The 20,319-nt window shown below is 45.2% G+C and carries 23 protein-coding genes; 2 read left to right on the forward strand and 21 right to left on the reverse strand.

Annotated elements, in window-relative coordinates; translation table 11 throughout:
- Nucleotides 1-16: 16 nt before the first annotated feature.
- On the reverse strand, nucleotides 17-877 hold the full coding sequence (locus tag P4S53_RS17445) for a hypothetical protein (protein ID WP_337113666.1): 861 nt from the start codon (nucleotides 875-877) through the stop codon (nucleotides 17-19).
- A gap of 185 nt (nucleotides 878-1,062) precedes the next feature.
- On the opposite strand from P4S53_RS17445, the gene P4S53_RS17450 reads away from it, so the two are divergent.
- Nucleotides 1,063-1,671, forward strand: a complete 609-nt coding sequence (locus P4S53_RS17450; RefSeq protein WP_046221333.1) for a sugar O-acetyltransferase — start codon at nucleotides 1,063-1,065, stop codon at nucleotides 1,669-1,671.
- A 48-nt stretch (nucleotides 1,672-1,719) separates the two neighbouring features.
- Here P4S53_RS17450 and P4S53_RS17455 read toward each other — a convergent pair whose 3' ends face one another.
- From P4S53_RS17455 to P4S53_RS17545, 19 genes are all read right to left on the reverse strand, one after another.
- On the reverse strand, nucleotides 1,720-2,343 hold the full coding sequence (locus P4S53_RS17455) for an imm11 family protein (protein WP_337113667.1): 624 nt from the start codon (nucleotides 2,341-2,343) through the stop codon (nucleotides 1,720-1,722).
- A gap of 123 nt (nucleotides 2,344-2,466) precedes the next feature.
- Entirely contained in the window at nucleotides 2,467-3,063 is a 597-nt protein-coding gene (locus tag P4S53_RS17460; protein WP_337113668.1) for an imm11 family protein, read from the reverse strand.
- A 58-nt stretch (nucleotides 3,064-3,121) separates the two neighbouring features.
- Nucleotides 3,122-3,817, reverse strand: coding sequence for an imm11 family protein (locus P4S53_RS17465; RefSeq protein WP_337113669.1), 696 nt, complete (start codon nucleotides 3,815-3,817; stop codon nucleotides 3,122-3,124).
- A gap of 59 nt (nucleotides 3,818-3,876) precedes the next feature.
- Entirely contained in the window at nucleotides 3,877-4,278 is a 402-nt protein-coding gene (locus tag P4S53_RS17470) for a hypothetical protein (RefSeq protein WP_337113671.1), read from the reverse strand.
- Nucleotides 4,279-4,376: 98 nt separating this feature from the next.
- Complete coding sequence (locus P4S53_RS17475) at nucleotides 4,377-5,003, reverse strand: imm11 family protein (protein ID WP_337113672.1); 627 nt, start codon at nucleotides 5,001-5,003, stop codon at nucleotides 4,377-4,379.
- Nucleotides 5,004-5,126: 123 nt separating this feature from the next.
- On the reverse strand, nucleotides 5,127-5,723 hold the full coding sequence (locus tag P4S53_RS17480) for a hypothetical protein (RefSeq protein WP_337113673.1): 597 nt from the start codon (nucleotides 5,721-5,723) through the stop codon (nucleotides 5,127-5,129).
- A gap of 141 nt (nucleotides 5,724-5,864) precedes the next feature.
- Nucleotides 5,865-6,464: a hypothetical protein gene (locus P4S53_RS17485; protein WP_337113674.1), complete on the reverse strand. Its 600-nt coding sequence runs from the start codon at nucleotides 6,462-6,464 to the stop codon at nucleotides 5,865-5,867.
- Between the two features lie 122 nt (nucleotides 6,465-6,586).
- Nucleotides 6,587-7,216 (reverse strand): hypothetical protein, encoded by a 630-nt coding sequence (locus P4S53_RS17490; protein ID WP_337113675.1) that lies wholly within the window; start codon nucleotides 7,214-7,216, stop codon nucleotides 6,587-6,589.
- A gap of 2 nt (nucleotides 7,217-7,218) precedes the next feature.
- Nucleotides 7,219-7,584: a hypothetical protein gene (locus tag P4S53_RS17495; RefSeq protein WP_337113676.1), complete on the reverse strand. Its 366-nt coding sequence runs from the start codon at nucleotides 7,582-7,584 to the stop codon at nucleotides 7,219-7,221.
- Nucleotides 7,584-8,141, reverse strand: coding sequence for an imm11 family protein (locus P4S53_RS17500; RefSeq protein WP_337113677.1), 558 nt, complete (start codon nucleotides 8,139-8,141; stop codon nucleotides 7,584-7,586). Before P4S53_RS17500 ends, P4S53_RS17495 begins: the two co-directional genes overlap by 1 nt.
- Nucleotides 8,142-8,176: 35 nt before the next feature.
- On the reverse strand, nucleotides 8,177-11,389 hold the full coding sequence (locus P4S53_RS17505) for a PAAR-like domain-containing protein (RefSeq protein ID WP_337113678.1): 3,213 nt from the start codon (nucleotides 11,387-11,389) through the stop codon (nucleotides 8,177-8,179).
- 220 nt (nucleotides 11,390-11,609) lie between these two features.
- Entirely contained in the window at nucleotides 11,610-12,206 is a 597-nt protein-coding gene (locus P4S53_RS17510; protein WP_337113679.1) for a GNAT family N-acetyltransferase, read from the reverse strand.
- Nucleotides 12,207-12,445: 239 nt separating this feature from the next.
- Nucleotides 12,446-12,844, reverse strand: coding sequence for an ACT domain-containing protein (locus tag P4S53_RS17515; protein ID WP_337113680.1), 399 nt, complete (start codon nucleotides 12,842-12,844; stop codon nucleotides 12,446-12,448).
- A 21-nt stretch (nucleotides 12,845-12,865) separates the two neighbouring features.
- Nucleotides 12,866-13,354 carry a GNAT family N-acetyltransferase gene (locus P4S53_RS17520; protein ID WP_337114523.1) on the reverse strand — a complete coding sequence of 163 codons (489 nt, stop codon included), beginning with the start codon at nucleotides 13,352-13,354 and terminating at the stop codon, nucleotides 12,866-12,868.
- 745 nt (nucleotides 13,355-14,099) lie between these two features.
- Nucleotides 14,100-14,429, reverse strand: coding sequence for a hypothetical protein (locus tag P4S53_RS17525; protein ID WP_337113681.1), 330 nt, complete (start codon nucleotides 14,427-14,429; stop codon nucleotides 14,100-14,102).
- Nucleotides 14,430-14,615: 186 nt separating this feature from the next.
- Nucleotides 14,616-15,506, reverse strand: coding sequence for an EamA family transporter (locus P4S53_RS17530; RefSeq protein ID WP_337113682.1), 891 nt, complete (start codon nucleotides 15,504-15,506; stop codon nucleotides 14,616-14,618).
- A 27-nt stretch (nucleotides 15,507-15,533) separates the two neighbouring features.
- A complete protein-coding gene (locus P4S53_RS17535; protein WP_337113683.1) occupies nucleotides 15,534-16,106 on the reverse strand; it encodes an O-methyltransferase in 573 nt (190 codons plus the stop codon).
- Nucleotides 16,107-16,365: 259 nt separating this feature from the next.
- Nucleotides 16,366-16,749, reverse strand: a complete 384-nt coding sequence (locus tag P4S53_RS17540; protein ID WP_337113684.1) for a hypothetical protein — start codon at nucleotides 16,747-16,749, stop codon at nucleotides 16,366-16,368.
- Between the two features lie 130 nt (nucleotides 16,750-16,879).
- Entirely contained in the window at nucleotides 16,880-17,107 is a 228-nt protein-coding gene (locus tag P4S53_RS17545; RefSeq protein ID WP_337113685.1) for a hypothetical protein, read from the reverse strand.
- A gap of 157 nt (nucleotides 17,108-17,264) precedes the next feature.
- Between P4S53_RS17545 and P4S53_RS17550 the strand changes: the two genes are divergently transcribed.
- Complete coding sequence (locus tag P4S53_RS17550; RefSeq protein ID WP_337113686.1) at nucleotides 17,265-17,789, forward strand: TetR/AcrR family transcriptional regulator; 525 nt, start codon at nucleotides 17,265-17,267, stop codon at nucleotides 17,787-17,789.
- 8 nt (nucleotides 17,790-17,797) lie between these two features.
- Here the strand turns inward: P4S53_RS17550 and P4S53_RS17555 are convergent, their stop codons facing one another.
- Nucleotides 17,798-20,152 carry an ATP-dependent helicase gene (locus P4S53_RS17555; RefSeq protein WP_337113687.1) on the reverse strand — a complete coding sequence of 785 codons (2,355 nt, stop codon included), beginning with the start codon at nucleotides 20,150-20,152 and terminating at the stop codon, nucleotides 17,798-17,800.
- Nucleotides 20,153-20,319 lie beyond the last annotated feature (167 nt).

Here is a 20,319-nt window from a genome sequence, read left to right on the forward strand (position 1 = left end):
CCCTGTTCAATGAGATTTACTGTGTTGTCGCTGATGGGTTTTCTTTCACGTCTGCCATACTGGCATTCAAGTCCGACACCATCCGCTCTTGCAACTGTAAGGCATACTCTCTCAGACGCTTTGCATTATTCGCAAACTTTTCACCGCCACATGCTATCCCTTTGTAAGTAATATCTGGGCTTGAATAAACAGGAAGCCACTCATCTGCATAGGCCATCACAGTACCTTTCCCGCCACATCGATAACCAAATGCATATGGCCGGAATGCGTGTTGCTGATGTGATGCCGTGGTCTCTTTCAATTCATCTATTCGCACATGTATCTGATCTGAGAGAGTATCTATATCATGCTCGGCACCGGCCAGGTGTCCTAGCTCATGTTCAAGTATGTCACTGCTACAGGCTAAATCAGCAATAAAGAACTGAGGATAAACATCCACATATGTCATCCCGCACTGTTCCGGTAATGTGTTTGTAGATCGCTTAGTGCTGAACAACACGCCGTAAAAATGGTTGGGTCTGGACGCGAACGTCTCAATCTGATCAAAGTGATGGTACTCAAGCAAATCATGGACAAGTGTAATCTCATCAAACTCTGCAAGATTCAGTTCATCAGCAACCACAATCTGGTGTAATGTACGGCGCATAGGCACGCAGGAGTTTTTCAGAATCTGGTTAGATGTTTGTATCCAACTGTCGATAATACCGCTCCTGACAAACGGTGAATAATCCTCCATTGCTTCTTTCGACACAAAAAAGGTAATCGGGGTATCTACCACGTCCGTCATTTCGCATTCAGGCAACTGCAACTGATTCGATGAAGCGGCACCATCAAAAGCAAGCGTTAAAGCAATAAAATACAATAAGATAGATAACACATCAGATTCTCGCTACTCAGAAGAATTCACTATAACAATCATGATGCATAACATCGCATGATATTAAGGTTAATGTGCGGCAATGCACATTTCCTCAACTCAACGATTTCAACTTATCCCGGACAGACACATTTTGGCTGACCTCAGTTATAGTGTGACAACCTGCCAGTGAAAGAGACACATCAATGCCGGATAAGCTCAACGATTTCAGTACCAAACTGCTCATCAATCAGGCGTTAATTGATCATCAAATCGCCTGCAGAGAATTGCTGTACGACTTTAATCACTCGCGCCCCAGTGAGCAGCAAAAACGGCAAGACATCCTGAGCAAGATCCTCAAACAATGCCAGGGCACACATATTGAACCGCCCTTTCGCTGCGACATGGGCAGCAACCTCTCGATTGGCAAAGACGGGTTCATTAATTACGGTCTGATTGTGCTGGATATTGCACCCGTCACGATTGGCGACCATGTGCTGATAGGCCCAAACGTTCAGCTTTGTGCAGCCGGCCATCCGGTGCTGTTATCAGAACGGGTACAACCCTATGCCTGTGGCGATCCCATTACGATTGGCAATCATGTGTGGATTGGTGCTGGTTCCATTGTGCTGGGAGGGGTTTCGATTGGCGATAACACAGTGATTGGCGCAGGCAGTATCGTGGTAAAAGACATCCCTTCAAATGTGATCGCTGCCGGTAACCCCTGCAAGGTTCTCAGACGCATCGATCATGGTCAGTTACCCACAGAAGAAGAGATTCAGGCGTTATATCAGCAATTAGGGTTAAAAGCGTAATTGCCCACCCTTGAACATCATTGCTGACAACGGATATCGTTTTCTCTATTACAAATCGTCATCAATATCATCGTCTTCTTCAAAGGCAGATCCGATAGACCAGTCATCAACACGGCGAAAGCCTAAACCACTGAGGTCAGCGGCACTGAGGGCTGCAACGACAGACTCATGAAACAAAAATGTTGGGTCTTCTCTCAACCGGAAAACCAATCTTTGTTCTAAAGGCACTTGATCCAGCACCTCTTCATCTAACGACAGTTTCAATAGAGTAAATCTGTCACCAACATAGGTTCCAGATATTTCACTGCGTTTCTTATCAATCGCTTGATGATGATTCCAGATATGCATGTAATAGTGTTCTGACCAAATTTTATCGCCATTGACGATATTGGTTTGATAAAAATCTACGCCAGGTAAGTGAAATGGATCCAGAACTTTCCTGAACTTTTCAGAGACCAATTGCTCTGCCGTTTCATGATAATCACACGGCTGAAATTTGGCGAGATTACCCTCTGAAATACCAACTCTTCCCGGTCCAATAACGTGCCTTTTCAAGGACCATAGAGACATCAAATGCCCTAACCCTTCATCTGATCCTTCTATTTTATCTAACATGTAATCCGTTGCACGACCACTTTCTTTTAACATGTAGTATTGACTATCATATTTCATTTTCTTGCCATCACACGATTCGTCTTCTCATTGACCATCTCTCAAACTGTTGATAATTCAGAATATTGAAAAAACATATGGCCACCATAAACATTTTATGGCAGCCATCGTAGTAATAGTCTGTTATTCAAAGGCCGAACCAATTGACCATTCATCTACCCGCTGAAAGCTCAAACCTGTGAGATTAGCCTCACGAAGTGCTTGCACAACTGTTTCATGGAACAGGAATTTTGGCTTCTCTTCCAATGTGAATACTAATCGTTTTTCTAAGGAGATTTTATCTAGTACATTTTCATCCAACGATAACACCTCTAACGTAAAATCATCATCAACATAAGTACCATCTATTTTTGATCTTCCATGATGGATTGCTTTGTGATGATTCCAGATATGCATGTAATAGTGTTCTGACCAAATTTTATCGCCATTGACGATATTGGTTTGATAAAAGTCCACGCCAGGTAAGTTAAACGGTGCCAGAACTTGCCTGAATTTTTCAGAAACCAATTGTTCTGCCGTTTCATGATAATCGCAAGGGAAAAACTTTGATATATTACCATCATATACTTTCACGTTTCCTGGTCCTAAAACTCGACGACTAATCGAACGCAATGACATCAGACTGAACAATCCTTCATCAGTACCCTCTGTATGTCCAAGCATATATGCGCCTGACTCATGATTTTCTCTCAAAATATAGTACTGACTGTCATATTTCATGGTGTCACATACCCTATAGCTTCAAATATATCGATTTAATTTTTCCAGATTTTTACTACTAAAGACTGTCATACAATTCATCATCGAATGTTGATCCAATAGACCACTCATGAACACGAATAAAACTCACACCAGTTACATTAGCATCACGGAGTGCTTTTACAACAGTTTCATGGAACAGAAACTTAGGTTTTTCTTCCAATGTGAATACTAATCGTTTTTCAAGGGGTATTTTATCTAGCACATTTTCATCTAATGATAACTCCTCTAATATGAAATCATCATTTCTATATGTACCATCTACTTTTGAGCGGCCTTTATGGATCACACTATAATGGTTCCATATGTGCATAAAATAATGATCATGCCAGACACTATTATTATGAATGATATCTGTTTGATAGAAATCAACACCAGGCAAGTTAAACGGCAACAAAACTTGTCTGAATTTTTCAGATACCAGCTGCTCTGCTGTTTCATGGTAATCAAAAGGCTTAAAATTACTCATATCACCATGTGAAACTTTAACTTTACCAGGCCCTAACACACGACGACGAATTGAATGAATTGACATTAGGTGTTCCAACCCCTCATCTGAATCCATACGCTGACCTAGCATGTAAGCACCAGACTCTGAGTTTTCTCTCAAGATATAGTATTCATTGTCGTATTTCATATTCTTGCCATAACACAATTCGTCTTCAAGTCGATCATCTCTCAACCCGTTAGTAATCAATAAAATTTGACCATTCATCTACCCGTTCAAAACTTAGACCAGTGAGATTAGCCTCACGAAGTGCCTGAACGATTGTTTCATGGAATAAGAATATTGGATCTTCTTCTATGAATTGCTCTGTGATGATTCCAGATATGCATATAGTAATGTCCCTTCCAAATGCTATCATCACAAATTATATTTGTTTGATAGAACTCAACACCAGGTAAATTAAATGGCAACAAAACATGCTTAAATTTTTCTGAGACTAACTGTTCAGCTGTTTCGTGGTAATCACATGGAGTAAATCTTCTAGAATCACCCTCCAACACTTCTACAATACCGGGTCCGAATACACGCCGTTTAATCGATCGAAGTGACATTAGGTTCTCTAATCCTTCATCTGAATCTTCATCCTGGCCGAGCATATAGGCCCCAGACTCATGGTTTTCTCTCAATATATAGTACTGACTGTCGTATTTCATATTATTTTCTTGCATGTCATTTCCGGATGAACTTACCTAGCCACAGGCCTCTGAATCAAGGTTGATTAAAGCCCCATTTAAGGGGCCAATATCAATCACATTATTTATATCAATTACAAATCATCATAAAAATCATCGTCGTCGTCTTCAAAGGCAGATCCGATCGACCAGCTATCGACACGGCGAAAGCCTAAGCCACTGAGGTCAGCGGCTCTGAGGGCTGCAACGACAGATTCATGAAACAAAAAAACAGGTTTTTCTTCCAAGGTGAAAACAAGCCGTTCTTCTAAAGGTACTTGGTCCAGGACTTTCTCATGTAAGGAAAGCTTTAATAAAGTAAATCTGTTGCCAACATAGGTTCCTTTGATTTCACTCCGTTTTTTATGAATCGCTTTATGATGATTCCAGATATGCATAAAGTAATAATCAGACCATGTTTTATCGTCATTAACAATGTCAGTTTGATAAAAATCTATGCCCGGCAAGTTAAACGGAGCCAGAACTTTCCTGAATTTTTCAGAGACCAATTGTTCTGCGGTTTCATGGTAATCACATGGTTGGAACTTTGCGCGATTACCCTCTGAAATACCAACTCTTCCCGGTCCCAACACTCTTCTGTGAATTGGATGAATGGCCATGAGTCTTCCTAAACCTTCATCTGAACCTTCAACTTGATCTAACATATAACTCGCTGCACGACCACTTTCTTTTAACATGTAGTATTGACTATCATATTTCATTTTCTTGCCATCACACGATTCGTCTTCTCATTGACCATTTCTCAAACAGTTGACAATCCAGAATATTGAAAAAACATATGGCCACCATAAACATTTTATGGTATCCAGTGTCGTAATAGTCTGTTATTCAAAGGCCGAACCAATTGACCATTCATCTAACCGCTGAAAACTCAAACCTGTGAGATTTGCCTCACGAAGTGCTAGTACAACTGTTTCATGGAACAGGAATTTTGGCTTCTCTTCCAATGTGAATACTAATCGTTCTTCTAAGGGGATTTTATCTAGTACATTTTCATCTAATGATAATACTTCTAAAATAAAATCATCATCCACAAAAGTTCCATCAATTTTTGATCTACCTCTATGAATTGCCTGATAGTTATTCCATATATGCATATAGTAATGTTCTGACCAAATTTTATTTCCGCTAACAATATTTGTTTGGTAAAAATCCACACCAGGCAAATTAAACCCTTGCAACACCTGCATGAATTTTTCTGAAACTAATTGCTCTGCAGTCTCATGATAATCTGATGGTGTAAATAAATCTGGATTTCCCTCAATAATTTCAACCACACCTGGACCAAGAACACGATGTTTAATTGAACGAATCGACATCAAATGCCTTAACCCCTGATCAGAAGTTCTTTTTTGTTCTAGCATGTAACTGGATGAGTTACCACTTTCTCTTAAAAAGTAATAATCGCTATCATATTTCATTATTTACGACTTCCGATGCGTTTGGATATGCTGGTCTACTTGCTATATTACTTCGATGATATCAAACAGAAGTACTGTATCACTTAGTAAGCTTAAAAATCCGCCACTTCTTGTGGCGGAAAATGTACTTATAAAGTAATTTTAAATAAAAGCACTATTGGGGCCCCAATCCTGAACATTCAAGAACCCAACACCAGTTAACCCTGCTGCCTTTAATGCAACGACAACCGACTCATGATATAGATAATGAGGCTTTTCGTTTAGTCGAAAGACAAGCCGTTCATTTAAAGATACTTTATCTAACACATCTTCATTTAAGCACATTTTTTCTAACTGAAAGCGATCATTTTCATACGTTCCATCATAAAAAGAACGTTTTGGGTGCAAAGCTCGATGATTTTTCCAGATATGAAGTAGATAACGGCCATCCCAAGTCCGCCCCCTGTTTTCAATATATGTTGGATAGAAATCCACTCCAGGAAGCTGAAATAATTCTAAAACATTTTTAAACTTCTCAGAAATCAGCCCAGCAGGTAAAACCTCATGATAATCACAGGGGCTGAAATGACCATCATCCCCATAGGTAATATGCACATATCCTGGACCGAGAACTTTGCATTTTATTGAACGCATCACTAACAAATCATCAAGACCTTCATCTGATTTCTCACTTTCAGATAACATGTATGAACCAGATAAAGAATCACCCGTCAATAAATAATATTGTTTATCATATTTCATATAAGTAACTTCCAGATGAACTTAACTAGCCACAGGTCTCTCAATCAGAGGTTATTACAGTCAGCGCATATATCATTAAAGCCCCACTGAAGGGGCCACATCTATAGCATTATTTATATCAATTATAAATCATCATAAAAATCATCGTCGTCGTCTTCAAAGGCAGATCCGATAGACCAGCTATCCACACGGCGAAAGCCTAAGCCGCTGAGGTCAGCGGCTCTGAGGGCTGCAACGACAGATTCATGAAACAAAAAAACAGGTTTTTCTTCCAAGGTGATGAAAACAAGCCTTTTTTCTAAAGAGACTTGATCAAGGACTTTTTCATCTAAAGACAACTTCAGTAGGGTAAATCGGTCATCAATATAAGTCCCTAGTATTTCACTCCGCTTCTTATGAATCGCTTGATGATGATTCCAGATATGCATGTAATAGTGTTCTGACCAAATTTTATCACCATTGACGATATTGGTTTGATAAAAATCCACGCCAGGTAAGTGAAAGGGCGCCAGAACTTGCCTGAATTTTTCAGAGACCAACTGCTCTGCGGTTTCATGGTAATCACATGGCTGAAACTTAGCCCGGTTACCCTCCGATATGCCCACTCGCCCTGGCCCCAGCACTTTTCTGTTAATAGGGAAAAGAGACATTAACCTCTCTAATCCATCATCTGAACCTTCAATTTGGTTTAGCATATAGCCAGTTGATTCACCACTCTCTTCCAGAAGATAATACTGACTGTCGTATTTCATGATTACAGCTTCCGGTGAATCCGAATATGTTGATCTGCATGCTGAATCTTATACGCCAAATCTGGATGAAAATATAATGCCTCATCATCATAGGCCAACCAAACTTGTTCTCCAGATTGAATGGCAGCCGCGACCCTATGCAATGGCTTTGCCTGAACAAACTCGTATTCCCAATCCTCTTCATCGAAACGTACCATAGCCGGCAGGGTATCGATATTCTCAGTAATATCTAATTCATCGCTGATGTAAATGCCAGGAAAAAGAGTGAAATCAAGGATAACTCTTGGCTCGTCTGAATAAAATTTTGTCTTTGCCACTTCCGCTAGCAGACCCGGTTGTTGAAAGCTTTGTTTGATCCAGTTTTCCATTAGACGATCTCCACAGGAAAAGCAACAACACCGGTGATATTGTTCTCTTCAATGATTCTTTTGACTTTTTCATTGATAACAATTGAGCTACTAAACTCTTTCACTCTGAATACATCATGCTTAATATTCACTTTATTCACTTTATTTGAATCAAATACCATATCCATGATAAATCCATATGTCTCAAAATAATCACTATAGCTACTCGCTTGTGATTTAACGACGTCTAATAGTGAATATGTAGGAAATACATTCATATAAAAATAATCGTGATGTAGCTTTCCATCAACATCTACGACAACAGGAATAAATTGAACACCAGAAATGAAGTTATCAATGAAAGGATTAACCAAACGTTGATGTGGTATCAAGTCAATCGCTTTAAGTACGTCAGACATATTTCGTTGTCGATATACTTCCCTAACCTTAATTAAAGGCTTATCAGAATACAATTTAATAGACAAGTCGCTTTTATCAAGAATATTCTTATATTTGCTATCAAAAGCAAATGAAGCTTCATCACTAATAAAATCACTTTTTAATTGATAATATTTCACTTACCCTCCAACTTTTGCCTTATTGTTTTTCGTAATTATTTTTTCTTCTTATCAAAATCTAAGAACTGATGACTCGTGTGATTTTTACGATGCTCACACATTGTTACTTCTGTATTAATTTTCTCTGATTCAAGTAACTGGCCGCGGCAACCCGCATTACCTAGCTGATAATCTTTACCGAAAATTTTAGGTAAACTAATTATCCCTTCATGCTTAAAATCATTAATAAGAGTTAACATATCAACTGATATGCGATTCATTCTTTCTTTTATAATTTTTCTAGCACCTTGTATATCATTACAATATTTTGAAGATCGAATTTCACTTTCAAGCTCATCAAGTCTTCTAAACACTTCTTCCGTGTAAGGTGACGGATGACCACTATTATGTAAAGGTACTCCAAGTGCACAAGCCAGTTCAGGAACTCTTGGCAGAACTGTAACATTATATTTCTCATTTATATTATATCCAACTTGAGGTAATAACTCATATAAGAATTCACTATCAGCCATTTCATTAATAGTAATTATATGGTGTGCAGCTAATACAATCGAAGGATAACTCACCTCATGCTCTCGTCGACGCCAATTACCATGCTCATCTTTATCCGCACATCTAGCCCACCAATCATGTTCAATGGGTTTAATACCTAAATATTTCCACGGCGAATGTTGCCGCTGCTCTTTATCAGCACCTTTACCAGTATAACCTCTGCGAGTAAATCCATACTCTCTGTCAGTTTCTTTATACAACTTGCCTTTATAGCCATCGTGCTTACAAAGATTCTTAGTTTTCTTTTTCGGCTTTTTACCTTTTTTCAGTACTTTCTTGCCACATAACGAACAAGGCTCTCCATTTCGGCGTTCAAGATGAGTTTCATTGTCTCTCTCATGCTGTTTTTTCGGATGATGATTCAGCATTTTCTTATTGTTTTCGAAGATCTTCATCAGCACCTTGATCAAGCCTTCCATGCCTTTCCCTGCGTTACGGGCTGTGACCACTCCCGTCATTGCTGCAGCAGCAATTGGTGCGCCAACTCCAGCACTAACAGCTCCCGCAACGGCTGTACTGCCTGCAACAGCTGCGACATCTATCCCTTTTTGGGTCATTTGAGATACAGTAAAACGAGCCAGTTCATCTGGTGGCATGGATTCCATGAAACGGCGTGGCAGGCTGGCAAGATATTGTCGTGTCTCTGGATCCGAGGCCAGTAGCAATAAAACTTCCATCGCCATACTGGCTTGCTGCAAACCCAGCTTGGCACGATCAACATGCTTTAGTTTACGTTGCAGGATGTCAATTTCACCCTTGTAAATGGCTTCCACGAGAACATCGATACCAATATCTGCCGCTTCCATCAGCTCGCCAAATTCGCCAAAATCTGGGATATATTCGGTAACGCCCGTGCTTACCCCCAGTCCTGCACTTTTCGCATAGGACCAACTTTGCTCCAGGAAAGACAAGTCATCAAAGGCATCTTTGCGGCTTTCCATCTCAGCTAATTCGGCTTCAACAGAGGCCTTCACCAATGCAAATGTTTCAGGCGCAACGTCAACTGCCATTGCTGCCTGCCGGTGTGCTATCGGCTTGAAATCTTCAACCATGTTATCGAGTGCTTCAGATAACTGTTTTTTCAGCTCGGCTTGTTCCTTTTCTGCCTTTTTCGCTGCTTCTTTATCACCAAACGTCACTTCTGCGCCGACTTGAGGCACGCCGTACAGCATCACACTGCCGTTCGCATCCAGCTTTCCTTCCTGTTTTTCACCGTTGGCGAACATGACGGAGTAAGGCACATAGCCTGCTGGCGTTTGCTCCATGTCATCGTAGGTCAGTCGAATCGCCAGCGGCGCTGGCAATGCGTTCAGCGAGTGAACCACATCGGTAATGCTGCCGCCCTGCGTGGTGCGCTGGTTATTGGTCGGCACCACCATGATGTTTTCACCCTTGCTGCGGATGGTGGCGATTTTCTGTTTCAGGCCGCTCATTGCCGCTGAAATGTCATCAGGCAGGTTTTTTCGGACCGTTTTCACCGATTCCCGATGGGCTTTGATGTTGTCGGAGATATAGGTATAACCCCGGGTATCTGAGTGAAAAAGGATCGTTTCCAGCCGGGCATCCGTTTTTTCCAGAATGCTGCCGCATTCGCGACTGAGCAGGGTTGCCTTGGCGTCCCAGTCCAGGTTGTCCAGCCACTCATTCGGATTGCCGGTTCCCAGATGACGCATGGAAGCCAGCAGGTTGTTGCCGGATTCCTCTTTGTGATAATTGACGAACAGATCAAACAAGACGCCGTCTGCTTCCATTATCGGCAGCATGGTGCTGATCAGGCCGAGGATGTCTTGCTCCGACACAGGCTGCTGGTCAAAGAAATTGATCAGGCGCGCTGCGATCTCTTCTGCCTGACCCGGTTTAGGGTTCAATGGCAGATGCGCGCGAATCTCCACTTCCAGCATGTGGCGAAATTCAAGGCTGTCTGCCAGCGTTTCGCCCAAATAACCCCAGTGACGCTCTTGCAGATCACCTCTTGGGACCCAGAATGGCACGCACATATGCGATGCGCGGTCAAAAAACACCTCGTCATCAAGCGTGGCTTTTTCAGGATTAGCAGGGCGAGGATAATTGATTTTATAAGGCGCTGGCGCTTCACCATATTCAACGGTGCAGCCTTTGGTGGGCAAGCCGTCCACAATGGCTTCACCTGCGTTATTCAGTGTGCCTTCAGCCAGAACGGCACCGGATTCATCTTTCAGTTTGAACGGGGCATTGGCGAGCGGTTTACCGGACGTGTAACGACATTGAACACGCAGCGCATGGGTTTTGTCTTCATCGGGCTGAACGGTCACTGACGGATTTTCACAACCAAAACACATGGTATTGCCTGCGTTCATGGTCATCATGTCGGTTTTACGGGCCACCCCGACACCTTCAATTTTCACTGTGGAAGATGCCGTGGTGAATTTGGCTTCCGCTTCGGTCGTACCGGAAACAATGCCTTTTTTATCGCCGCCTGCATCGCCGGTGCTGCACGAAAACTGGCTGCTTTTCAGTGCAATGCTGTTACCACCATCGGCGGTGACGGTTGTGCTTCCATCGGCCAGATCGGCCGACTTCGCATTGTTTCCGTAAGGGATGGGCACAACGGGTGGCCCGACTGTTGTCATACATACATCAGGGACGGCAGCATTCGCTTCACCGCCAGACCCTTTATGAACAATACTCAGACCATCAGCACTGATAGTGACTCCCATGACGCTTTCCTCGCAACACAGACTAATAAATAGCCATTATTCTACCAGATGCCCATCATCGTATCCCATTGATAAAAAATAGGAAATACTAGTCAATATGACTTTTTACCCAGTCAATCTGACAGTTGTTCAATTCTTGTGAGGAATATCAAGATAACAACTAAAAAGTCTGGATTTGCCTCGCAACACGACTATGCACAACGGAAGGAAAAGGTGGCCATCAGCTTGCCTGTATCTCGTAAACCATGGTGGTTGAGCCAGAAAAGCCAACCAGCCATTTCAGAGCAGGAAAACGATCGGTTCTCACCGGAAGGAAGCCTTTTTCGTCATACAGTTTTCTGGCTCTTGGGTTGCTGTCGATAACATCGAGCCGCACTTTCTGATACTGATTTTCACGGGCATACGTGATGATATGCGATAACAGTTCCGAGCCGAGTCCCTGACCTCGGCAGGCGGGATCCACCACGATGCCGTCCATGATCAGCTCTTTGGGATCAGGCTTGCGCTCAAACAAACTCAGGACAAGCGCGGCCCAGGTCCCGCGCCAGAAGCCCAGGACTCGCCATAACCGCTTTAAGGTGATGCCACCCGTCAGCGAGCCCTGCGCTGTCTGATACCCGGCAATCCCCACGACTTTTTCATTGTCGATCACCACAAAAGAAAAATCCGGATTGAAGGATTCAGCCAGCAAATGAATCCGCTGCGCTTTGCTGGGAATCGCAGCTTTAAACTTGTGTCCAAACGCATTTTCATAAAGAGATGCAACAGCTAAAGCATGAGACGCATGCCAGCCTTGCTGAATCATAGAATTGTCCATGAAAAAACCTCTGAGCAGTCTTCTTGCAGGAAATAATAACCCGGGCAGCCTTGACTTTAATCGACAAAACATCGCCATCAAAACGAGATAACGCTGTGCGTGCGCCAAGCCACACAATACGCAATCAGATGTCTACATTAGGGTACAAGATCACATCTACTGCACAGCGATTCATCCCTCAGTCATCATCACCTGTTGGTGCAGATAACGTCACAAGCGGTGAACCGTCGCAGACCAAATTATTGATTTGTCAGATCCGTCAGCACCTGCAATGCCAGGTCCGCTTTCTCCGCTGGGACAAAAACGTGATCGTGATAAAACGCGGCAATCACATTGGCGCTGATGCCATGCTTTGCCAACGCAGTGGATACCGCCGCCGTCAGCCCCACGGCTTCAAGGCTGGAATGGACCGTCAGTGTGATACAGCGAAAGGTCGATTCATACGTCATGCCAGCCTTATCAGCCGCCTGTGCCGTCACCACCAGCGTTAAACCTTCCTGCTCCTGAAATGTCGCCAGAGGCGCATACTGCAGATACTCAGTAATGTCCCCGTTGACGGTACAAAAAACATAGTCGTCTTCCCGTGTAACCGGCGACATGGTTTGCAGCAGCCGTTTTAAATCCATGATGCCTGACATCATTCCTCCTTGTTCAGTCGTCTATTCATCGGTCAGTTGTTTGTACATTACGTAGCAATCGACTAAGCCTTGAGTCTTGTGCCGGTAGGCAGCCGGCAAGGTGCCGACGATCTGAAAGCCCAGCTTCTGCCAGAGCTTCACGGCAACCTCATTGGTCGATACCACCGAATTAAACTGCATCGCGCTGAATCCTTGTTCAAGCGCCACACGTTGCGAATGCTCGCACATGGCACGTGCCACGCCTTTGCCCCGCGCTGCCGCCGTCACCATATAGCCGCAGTTACAAACATGATCCCCCGGCCCCATGGCATTGGCTTTCAGATAGTAAGAGCCCAGCACATTACCACCTTCCACACAAACAAACGTCTTGAGCGGCATCTCGCCCCACAAAGTATATGCTTGCTCACGGCTCATCGCCGGATCAAAGGCATAGGTTTCCTGCGCCTGAATAATGTGCCTGAATTCAGGCCAGAATTGTTCGAAATCGGCGGCATCCATTTCACGTATCAGCATATCTGAGTTCCCTTAACTGTGATTGACTGAATTTACGACGAAAACCGCTGGCTGTCATGCCTTGGTCCCACGTCAGCAGAGTCGTAAGAAGCATAGATAGATAGAAAGATAATCGCGTCGCTGGTCATTGACTGATAAGCGCGGTTTTGCCTTGTGGAACAGAATGAAATATTGAATTGATTCAAGAGTCAGACTGAGTGTCTGATCTCAGAGGAGGCAAGCATCATGCCGTTTGAAGTGAAAAAAATCGGGGCTGTGAAGCCCCGCACTCAAGGAACCATTGTTCAGTTTCTTATTATAATTCCGTTGGCTTACAGCATGATGCTGCACGGCCTTATACCTTAAGAGTATCCAATCGAACTCAATATGGCGAGTTATCACCCTGATATTGCGGAAAAATCGCGTCATGATCACGGTAATTCGTCAAAATTTTTCCTATTCCAAGCACAGCACGCGCTCTGGAAGGACGTATTCGGTTCAAATCCAGAGACAGTTGAATCCATGATGCTGAACTGCCAGCCAGATACCTGTCTGCGACAGACCTGACCGGGTTCACCGGCACTGAGCCTCTGATGACAGGGCTGAAAAGCATACCTTTTCCTCTCTCGGCTGACAATTTCTCCTTGAGGATTTATTGCCTGAACAGTTTAAATGCCTGAACCTGGCATTCTGGCGGCTTGGTCACGCTGGCGAAAAGATTTCATCAACGTTCGATCCGCTCTAATCAGCCCACTCCATAAGCTTATCGCCAGGACATCCGACAGAAACTGGTTTTGTTATTGCCATTGTCTTCCAGGATGAGATCGAACGGCAATAAAGCGGTATCTAAAGCAGCCGACGTCAGGATATCCGCAACGGAGAGTGGAATGGTGACAATAATAATGGGTGGAAATGCCAGAAGCGCATAAACATTACAGTCTGCATTATCTACAGCATATTCAAGGCCACCGTAAGGCTGCCCGACCTGATAACCCGAGCCAACTCTCGACGCGATACTTGAACAACCCGTTATCATACAAACGTATAGCAATAGACTGACCCACTTCATGAACACATATGCCTTTGATTTCATTCAACATGAGCTTTCTATATCATGTTTTTCAATCAAAGCGTTCTGCCATAGAAACTTATGGAGTACATCTCGCAAGAAAAACGGCCCGCAGGGCCGTTATCATTCATAGTGGGAGCGCAATGATAAAACCACCGCCATAGGCGGTGGCTTAGGGTGACAATAAAATGTGCCTGTCGCCATCATGCTTTATACCTGCTGCCGGGCGGCGCGACTTTTTGCCTGTATCCGTCGTCCCCCTAAAATACAACATGTCAAACCAGCAAAGATCAGTCCTGCACCTGCCAGTTCTGTTTCCGTCATGCGCTCGTTCAGTACCAGTGTGGATGTGAACATGCCGACGACGGGAATGAGCAACGCAAAAGGCGTCACTGTGGCAGCGGGATAGCTTTTCAGTAAATACCCCCACAATGCAAAGGCCAGCAGTGTTGAAATATAACTCACGTAAAGCAGTGCCAGCCAGGTGTCCGACGTGGCAGCAAACAGCACGTCCAGTGGCTGTGCCGTTTCTGTGAAATACGAGATTAGCAGCAATGGCATCGGAGGAACCAGGCTGACCCATACCATAAAATGAAGCAAATTGACCCCTTGCATCCGCTTCATGATGCTATTGGCAATAGCCCAGCAGAAAGCGGCCGCCAGAATCATCATCAGACCCATGGCGGTAATGTTGCCGTCGGCATCGAGAAAAAACAGCCCGAAACCGGCCACGGCAACAAAAATGCCCAGCGCCTGATACCGGCTGACCTTTTCTTGATACAGCAAGACACTCAAACCTATGGTGAAGAACACCTGAGCTTGCAAGATCAGCGATGATAATCCGGCTGAAGCATCCGCTTTCATGGCAATAAACAGTAAGCCGAATTTCAGTACACCCAGAAATACACCGACTCCCAGCACATTCCAGACAGAGGTTTTCGGGAAGGGAATGAAGAAGACAGCCGGGACAGCCACCACAGCGAAACGTAAAGCAGAAAATAATATCGGCGGCAGCGTTTCCAGTCCTATCTTGATCACAGAAAAATTGACGCCCCAAATGACGACAACCAACAGCGCAAGTACCATGTCCTTTGATTTCATTAACCCATTCCTATTCGGCCATCACGATCAGGCTTTGTGAACCACAAACTCACCTTTGCCGACGGGCAGCAGACAGGTCGTTAATCCTTCCCGACGACACAGATAGTCGGTGAAGGCTTCGAGTTCATGACGATGTGAAATTGCATTGTCACACACGAGTACGCCACCGGATGAGAGTTTACTTAGCAGCGGGTCAATATAATCCATGTAGGCTGAACGATCGGCGTCGAGAAAAATAAAATCAAAGATCAGATCTGTGCTTTGTATGAATTCTCCGGCATCCGCCTGAACCTGTTCAATCCGATCCTGTAATCCGGCCCGCACAAAATTTTCAGCTGCCATTGCGATTTTTTCTGTCTGCTTTTCAATCGTGACCACTTTGCCTTCAGCGGGCAGAGACGAAGCCAGCCACAGCGTTGAATACCCATTTGAGGTGCCAATTTCCAGTATGTTTTCGGCGCTTGTTGCCTTCACCATAACAGACAGGAATTCCCCTGTATCCCGGGTAATATTCAGCATTTTTTTCGCCCGGTCTGATTGCATTGCGTCATTTTGTTCACCTAACGATTCTAATTCAGCCAGTAATAATGCGAACGACATCCGTTTCTCCCTGTTCATCATGTCGGGCAGAGCAAGCATCCGCCCAACCAATATATGAACATGGAAACATATCAATGGCATCACATTTCATCAACTATAACCGCTTATAGCAGACATAAAAAAAGGCTGCCAAAGGCAGCCAAGCATCACAACTTATAGGGTTTGGTCACCCATTCTTATACCGTTCAACATCTTTCTGTTACTGGCAGATTGATGTATCAGTATAAAGAGACGACTGTATGACGCTGAGTATTAAACATTATTTTGTCAGAGAACACGGCGTGATCTGATTTTCTTTGTAACCACACATCACAGGATAAGTCCCTGCCTGCTTGATATTCGGGGAATCTTCCAGCACATGATCTTTATAATGGCGCCAGGTATATTCCGCCATCAGCACGCAGTAGCCGGGATCGGTATCTTTTTCGCACTGCTGTCTTGCCCGCAACAATGCCGACATCTCGACTTCGCACTGATAAATCTGGGCCTCATCTTTGTAAAGCTCTCTGCACAATGACAGAGGCTCCTCGGCGGCGCTTGCTTGCACGGCATTGGGCGAAATATCCCGCCAATGTACCTGAGATGAAGAACAGGCCGTGAGCAAACAGAAAAACGGTATGATCAGCAACCACTGAAATCGCATTGTCAGCCCTTCCTTTTGCATTGGACGCTATACAATGGCGACCGTTCAGGAAAGATTCATAAACGCAAAATAATGTGTGTAGTCTAGCCCTCCCCCGTCAGCAGGCTGTTCACGGCATCACTCTCCCGCTTTAATGCGTGCTCAGTGCTTTTACTTCTTCTTCCCGGTAGGCCTTTTTCAATGCCAGCCAGCTCGTCTTGGGGCCAAGGATCAATGACAGTACGGCCACGCCGCCAAGCATTAATATACCGCCCACAATCGGCCCCAGAACAAAACTGTAAAACACCAGATACGGCACATAAACGCCATAGCGCAACACCTGAAGCACAAGGCTTTTGATGACAAGTAAATAATTCATGATTCGATTTCTCCATCTTTCTGCTAGATATAATTGAGCGCGCTCATTTATAGTAATTTGAGCGCGCTCAATTTTCAACATTCAAGATGAAGCCCGCGCAACAATTACGGTATGATGGCTGCTCATCCGCAACCGGCTATCAGCAAAGCAAGAAGACATGATGAAAAGAGAACAGACAAAACGACGGATTCAGGAAGCCGCCTGGCAGTTATTTCGCGAGAAAGGTTATCAGGACACAACGACACGACACATCGCTGAGCGCGCTGAGGTCGCGGCCGGAACGGTATTTAGCCACTTTCCGACAAAATTGGATTTACTGAAAGCCGGTTTGAGTCAGCAAATTGATCATGTCTTAGCGGCAGCAAATACTGATTGCCCCGAGACCGGCCCCAAAGAAAAACTCATGCACTTTGCCGGTTACCTTTACGCGTTTTATTGTCTGGAAGCGGATTTCAGCAGAGAGCTGTTTCGGGTTTTAATCTGGCAGCAGGAAGAGTTTGAACAGCAGCTGGAAGCCTTTCGCCGGCGCTTGTTTTCGCATGAAGCCAGTTACGATCAACACCGCGCCGCCGTGATGATGGATTGCTACTTTATGACGCTGATCACCGGTTTGAATGCAGATAAACCGGATGCGGCATTCATGCTGAATCAATTAGAAAAGAAGTTAGATGTTTTGCAGTAACTTCGCTTTCATCGGAGCACCTGCCGACGCGCGTGGGACACCGCAATCAAACGTTTGACCAGCACAGATTTTTTACTGTCCGCTGCCGTTTCCAGATCTCGCAACAACCGGGTAATTTCTCCGTCAAGGTAACGGGCATTTTTGGTTCTGATCAAGGAGCGAATCACCTTCTCGGCGTTATCCGGCAAAGGTTGCTCAATGGCCCACAGGTAGCTGTAAGCTGCCACGCTGACATGATTGGCCTCACTGGCTTGGTTCAGGTTCCGGCTGCCTGTCCTGGATAGCGTTTTGTGAGGCGTGCTATGGATTCTAGCTTGCTCTGCATCCGCGGACCGGCCGACACGTTCATAATACCTTTCCGTGACCGGGGATTGTGCAGCAGGCAACGACCCCTTCTGATACAGCGCCGGCCCAATGGTTTTGGCTTGCTCAATAGCGGCTTCCCGGACGAATGTACTGGCGTTACGTTTGCCTTTCTTTTCTGAATCTGTGTAATACACAGCCGAATACGCTTTTGCCCGCGTTAAAGCCACATAAGCCAGCCGCCGTTCTTCTTCCTGATCCGTTTTCATGTCTGTGGCTGCCGGATTGCGGTAGGGAAACGCATCTTTATCCCAGAACGGCAGGAATACACGCGGGTATTCACACCCTTTGGCGCGGAATATCGTCGTGACCTGCACGCTGGCCGAACGCGGCTTCTGATCAGCCTGCCCCTGACCGGTATCGCGGGATTGCGCTGTGTAGAACTCAAAATACTGTAAGGCTTTTTCGCAACGCTGATCCATCGACTCCAGCACGGTCGAGACCGCATCCAGCCTGTCTATCGCTTCTTCTATCTCGCTGGCTGTGGCTTCGGTTTTCCATATCCAGCTGTCCAGACCGCTTTCACGCCGATACTGCTCAAACACATCAAAGGCCTTTTGCCCGCCTTTGCGCTGTAACCGGGTAAAAAGCGCAAGGCGTTCAATCAGGTTATCCAATTTCAGATTGGGGTTGACCTGTCCATGTCGTTCAGCAAATTCAACCCAGCGGTCATCCGGTATTTTCACCAGTTGATCGCACAAGGGCCTGAGCGCTTTATTGGGTACGTAACAATGGGGAAATGACAGCAAGCTGAACAGCAGTGCGGATTTGTCCTGATCATTGAATTGGGCAAATCGCCCGATGGCCAGGGTCATGACTTCCATCAGTAAGCGCACTTCACGGCTGTTTGCCAACACAGAAGGTACGGGCATATGGTACGGAATCTGTTTGCTGAGAAACGCCAGTTCAAACAGCAGCGTCTGAGACCAGCGCCGGACCAGAATGGCGATATCGTCCGGCTGCCCACCCTGTTCAATATGCGCGTGAACAGCACTCACAATTTCCCCCACCTGTCTGGGTGAGCCAATCAAATTCACCTGAGTATCAGGGACATGGTCAGCAGGCACGGTCAGGAAATCTGAAAAGCGGGCCTGATTGTGCGCAATCAAATGGCTGGCGGCCAGCGCCAGACTATGGCCGAAGCGAAATGTCTGCGACAGCGAATAGACCTTCGCGGGGGCAAAGTCACGTTCGAAATTCAGCATGAACTGCGGCGCACTGCCCCGCCAGGTATAAATGCACTGATCGACATCGCCCACGGCCACCAGCTGACAGTCAGGCCCAAGCAACTGCTTCAGTAACCGGTACTGCGCGTTGTTGATGTCCTGAAATTCGTCAACCACCAGTAACCGGCACTGCTGCTGACAATGCGCACGCAGTGAGGCATTTTGTTCAAGCAGTGACACGACAGTCACCAGCCAGTCATCAAAAAACAGGAGCTTCTGCGCCTGCCGCAAGTGTTCAAAGGCGGTATAGGCATCCAGAATGAAGCGATAATCATTGTTGATACCCGCCATGGCAAACACTTCATGGGGCGGCAACATATGCGCTTTCACCAGACCGACAAAACTGAGCAACAGTTCAAGGGTTTTGGGATCTTTTAATTGCTGCTGTTTGCTGTACGTCGTCTCTTTTCCCGCCATCTGGCGCAATACTTGTTTCGCCAGACTTTTATCGTTTTCGCCAGGGTTGAAATCAACGCGGTATCCGCTTTCAGCCAGATAGCCCGACTGATTCAATACCCGCAGGCAAAAGCTGTGGAAGGTGTGCACCGGTACAGGCTGAGTGATACCGGACTGGTTGAGTTTTTGCTGAAAATCACGGCGTATGTCGCTGTTGAACATCAGCACCAGCATTTCGCTGGCCGACCGTATGTCGAGCTGAGCCTGAATCAGGCCAACCAGGGTCGTCGTTTTCCCCGTCCCCGCACCGGCAATACATAAGGCATTTCCCTCGCGATGCTGAATAAAACACTGCTGCTCGGATGTAAAATGCTTCATGTACCGTTTTTACCTGTAAGTCTGAAAGGACGGTGATTTTGCCACAGTTCCGCCCGTCGCACTAACGTCCGTCATTCTTTTGCGATTACCGCTGAAAATTCAGGCAAAATGGCGGTACTGTTGCATTTCCCACCACTCAGAGAAACATCAAGGCAAACGTTTGCTTT

This window comes from Photobacterium sp. Hal280 (assembly GCF_037162255.1).
Classification (GTDB): domain Bacteria; phylum Pseudomonadota; class Gammaproteobacteria; order Enterobacterales; family Vibrionaceae; genus Photobacterium.

Coding starts and splice junctions, on each gene's coding strand:
- P4S53_RS17550 (WP_337113686.1), top strand. CDS start 17,265: ATGATGAAAAGAGAACAGACAAAACGACGGATTCAGGAAGCCGCCTGG.
- P4S53_RS17475 (WP_337113672.1), bottom strand. CDS start 5,003: ATGAAATATGATAGTCAATACTACATGTTAAAAGAAAGTGGTCGTGCA.
- P4S53_RS17525 (WP_337113681.1), bottom strand. CDS start 14,429: ATGAAATCAAAGGCATATGTGTTCATGAAGTGGGTCAGTCTATTGCTA.
- P4S53_RS17505 (WP_337113678.1), bottom strand. CDS start 11,389: ATGGGAGTCACTATCAGTGCTGATGGTCTGAGTATTGTTCATAAAGGG.
- P4S53_RS17455 (WP_337113667.1), bottom strand. CDS start 2,343: ATGAAATATGATAGTCAATACTACATGTTAAAAGAAAGTGGTCGTGCA.
- P4S53_RS17515 (WP_337113680.1), bottom strand. CDS start 12,844: ATGTCAGGCATCATGGATTTAAAACGGCTGCTGCAAACCATGTCGCCG.
- P4S53_RS17485 (WP_337113674.1), bottom strand. CDS start 6,464: ATGAAATATGATAAACAATATTATTTATTGACGGGTGATTCTTTATCT.
- P4S53_RS17530 (WP_337113682.1), bottom strand. CDS start 15,506: ATGAAATCAAAGGACATGGTACTTGCGCTGTTGGTTGTCGTCATTTGG.
- P4S53_RS17555 (WP_337113687.1), bottom strand. CDS start 20,152: ATGAAGCATTTTACATCCGAGCAGCAGTGTTTTATTCAGCATCGCGAG.
- P4S53_RS17480 (WP_337113673.1), bottom strand. CDS start 5,723: ATGAAATATGATAGCGATTATTACTTTTTAAGAGAAAGTGGTAACTCA.
- P4S53_RS17545 (WP_337113685.1), bottom strand. CDS start 17,107: ATGAATTATTTACTTGTCATCAAAAGCCTTGTGCTTCAGGTGTTGCGC.
- P4S53_RS17470 (WP_337113671.1), bottom strand. CDS start 4,278: ATGCAAGAAAATAATATGAAATACGACAGTCAGTACTATATATTGAGA.
- P4S53_RS17490 (WP_337113675.1), bottom strand. CDS start 7,216: ATGAAATACGACAGTCAGTATTATCTTCTGGAAGAGAGTGGTGAATCA.
- P4S53_RS17495 (WP_337113676.1), bottom strand. CDS start 7,584: ATGGAAAACTGGATCAAACAAAGCTTTCAACAACCGGGTCTGCTAGCG.
- P4S53_RS17510 (WP_337113679.1), bottom strand. CDS start 12,206: ATGGACAATTCTATGATTCAGCAAGGCTGGCATGCGTCTCATGCTTTA.
- P4S53_RS17450 (WP_046221333.1), top strand. CDS start 1,063: ATGCCGGATAAGCTCAACGATTTCAGTACCAAACTGCTCATCAATCAG.
- P4S53_RS17535 (WP_337113683.1), bottom strand. CDS start 16,106: ATGTCGTTCGCATTATTACTGGCTGAATTAGAATCGTTAGGTGAACAA.
- P4S53_RS17460 (WP_337113668.1), bottom strand. CDS start 3,063: ATGAAATATGACAGTCAGTACTATATTTTGAGAGAAAATCATGAGTCA.
- P4S53_RS17465 (WP_337113669.1), bottom strand. CDS start 3,817: ATGAATGGTCAAATTTTATTGATTACTAACGGGTTGAGAGATGATCGA.
- P4S53_RS17540 (WP_337113684.1), bottom strand. CDS start 16,749: ATGCGATTTCAGTGGTTGCTGATCATACCGTTTTTCTGTTTGCTCACG.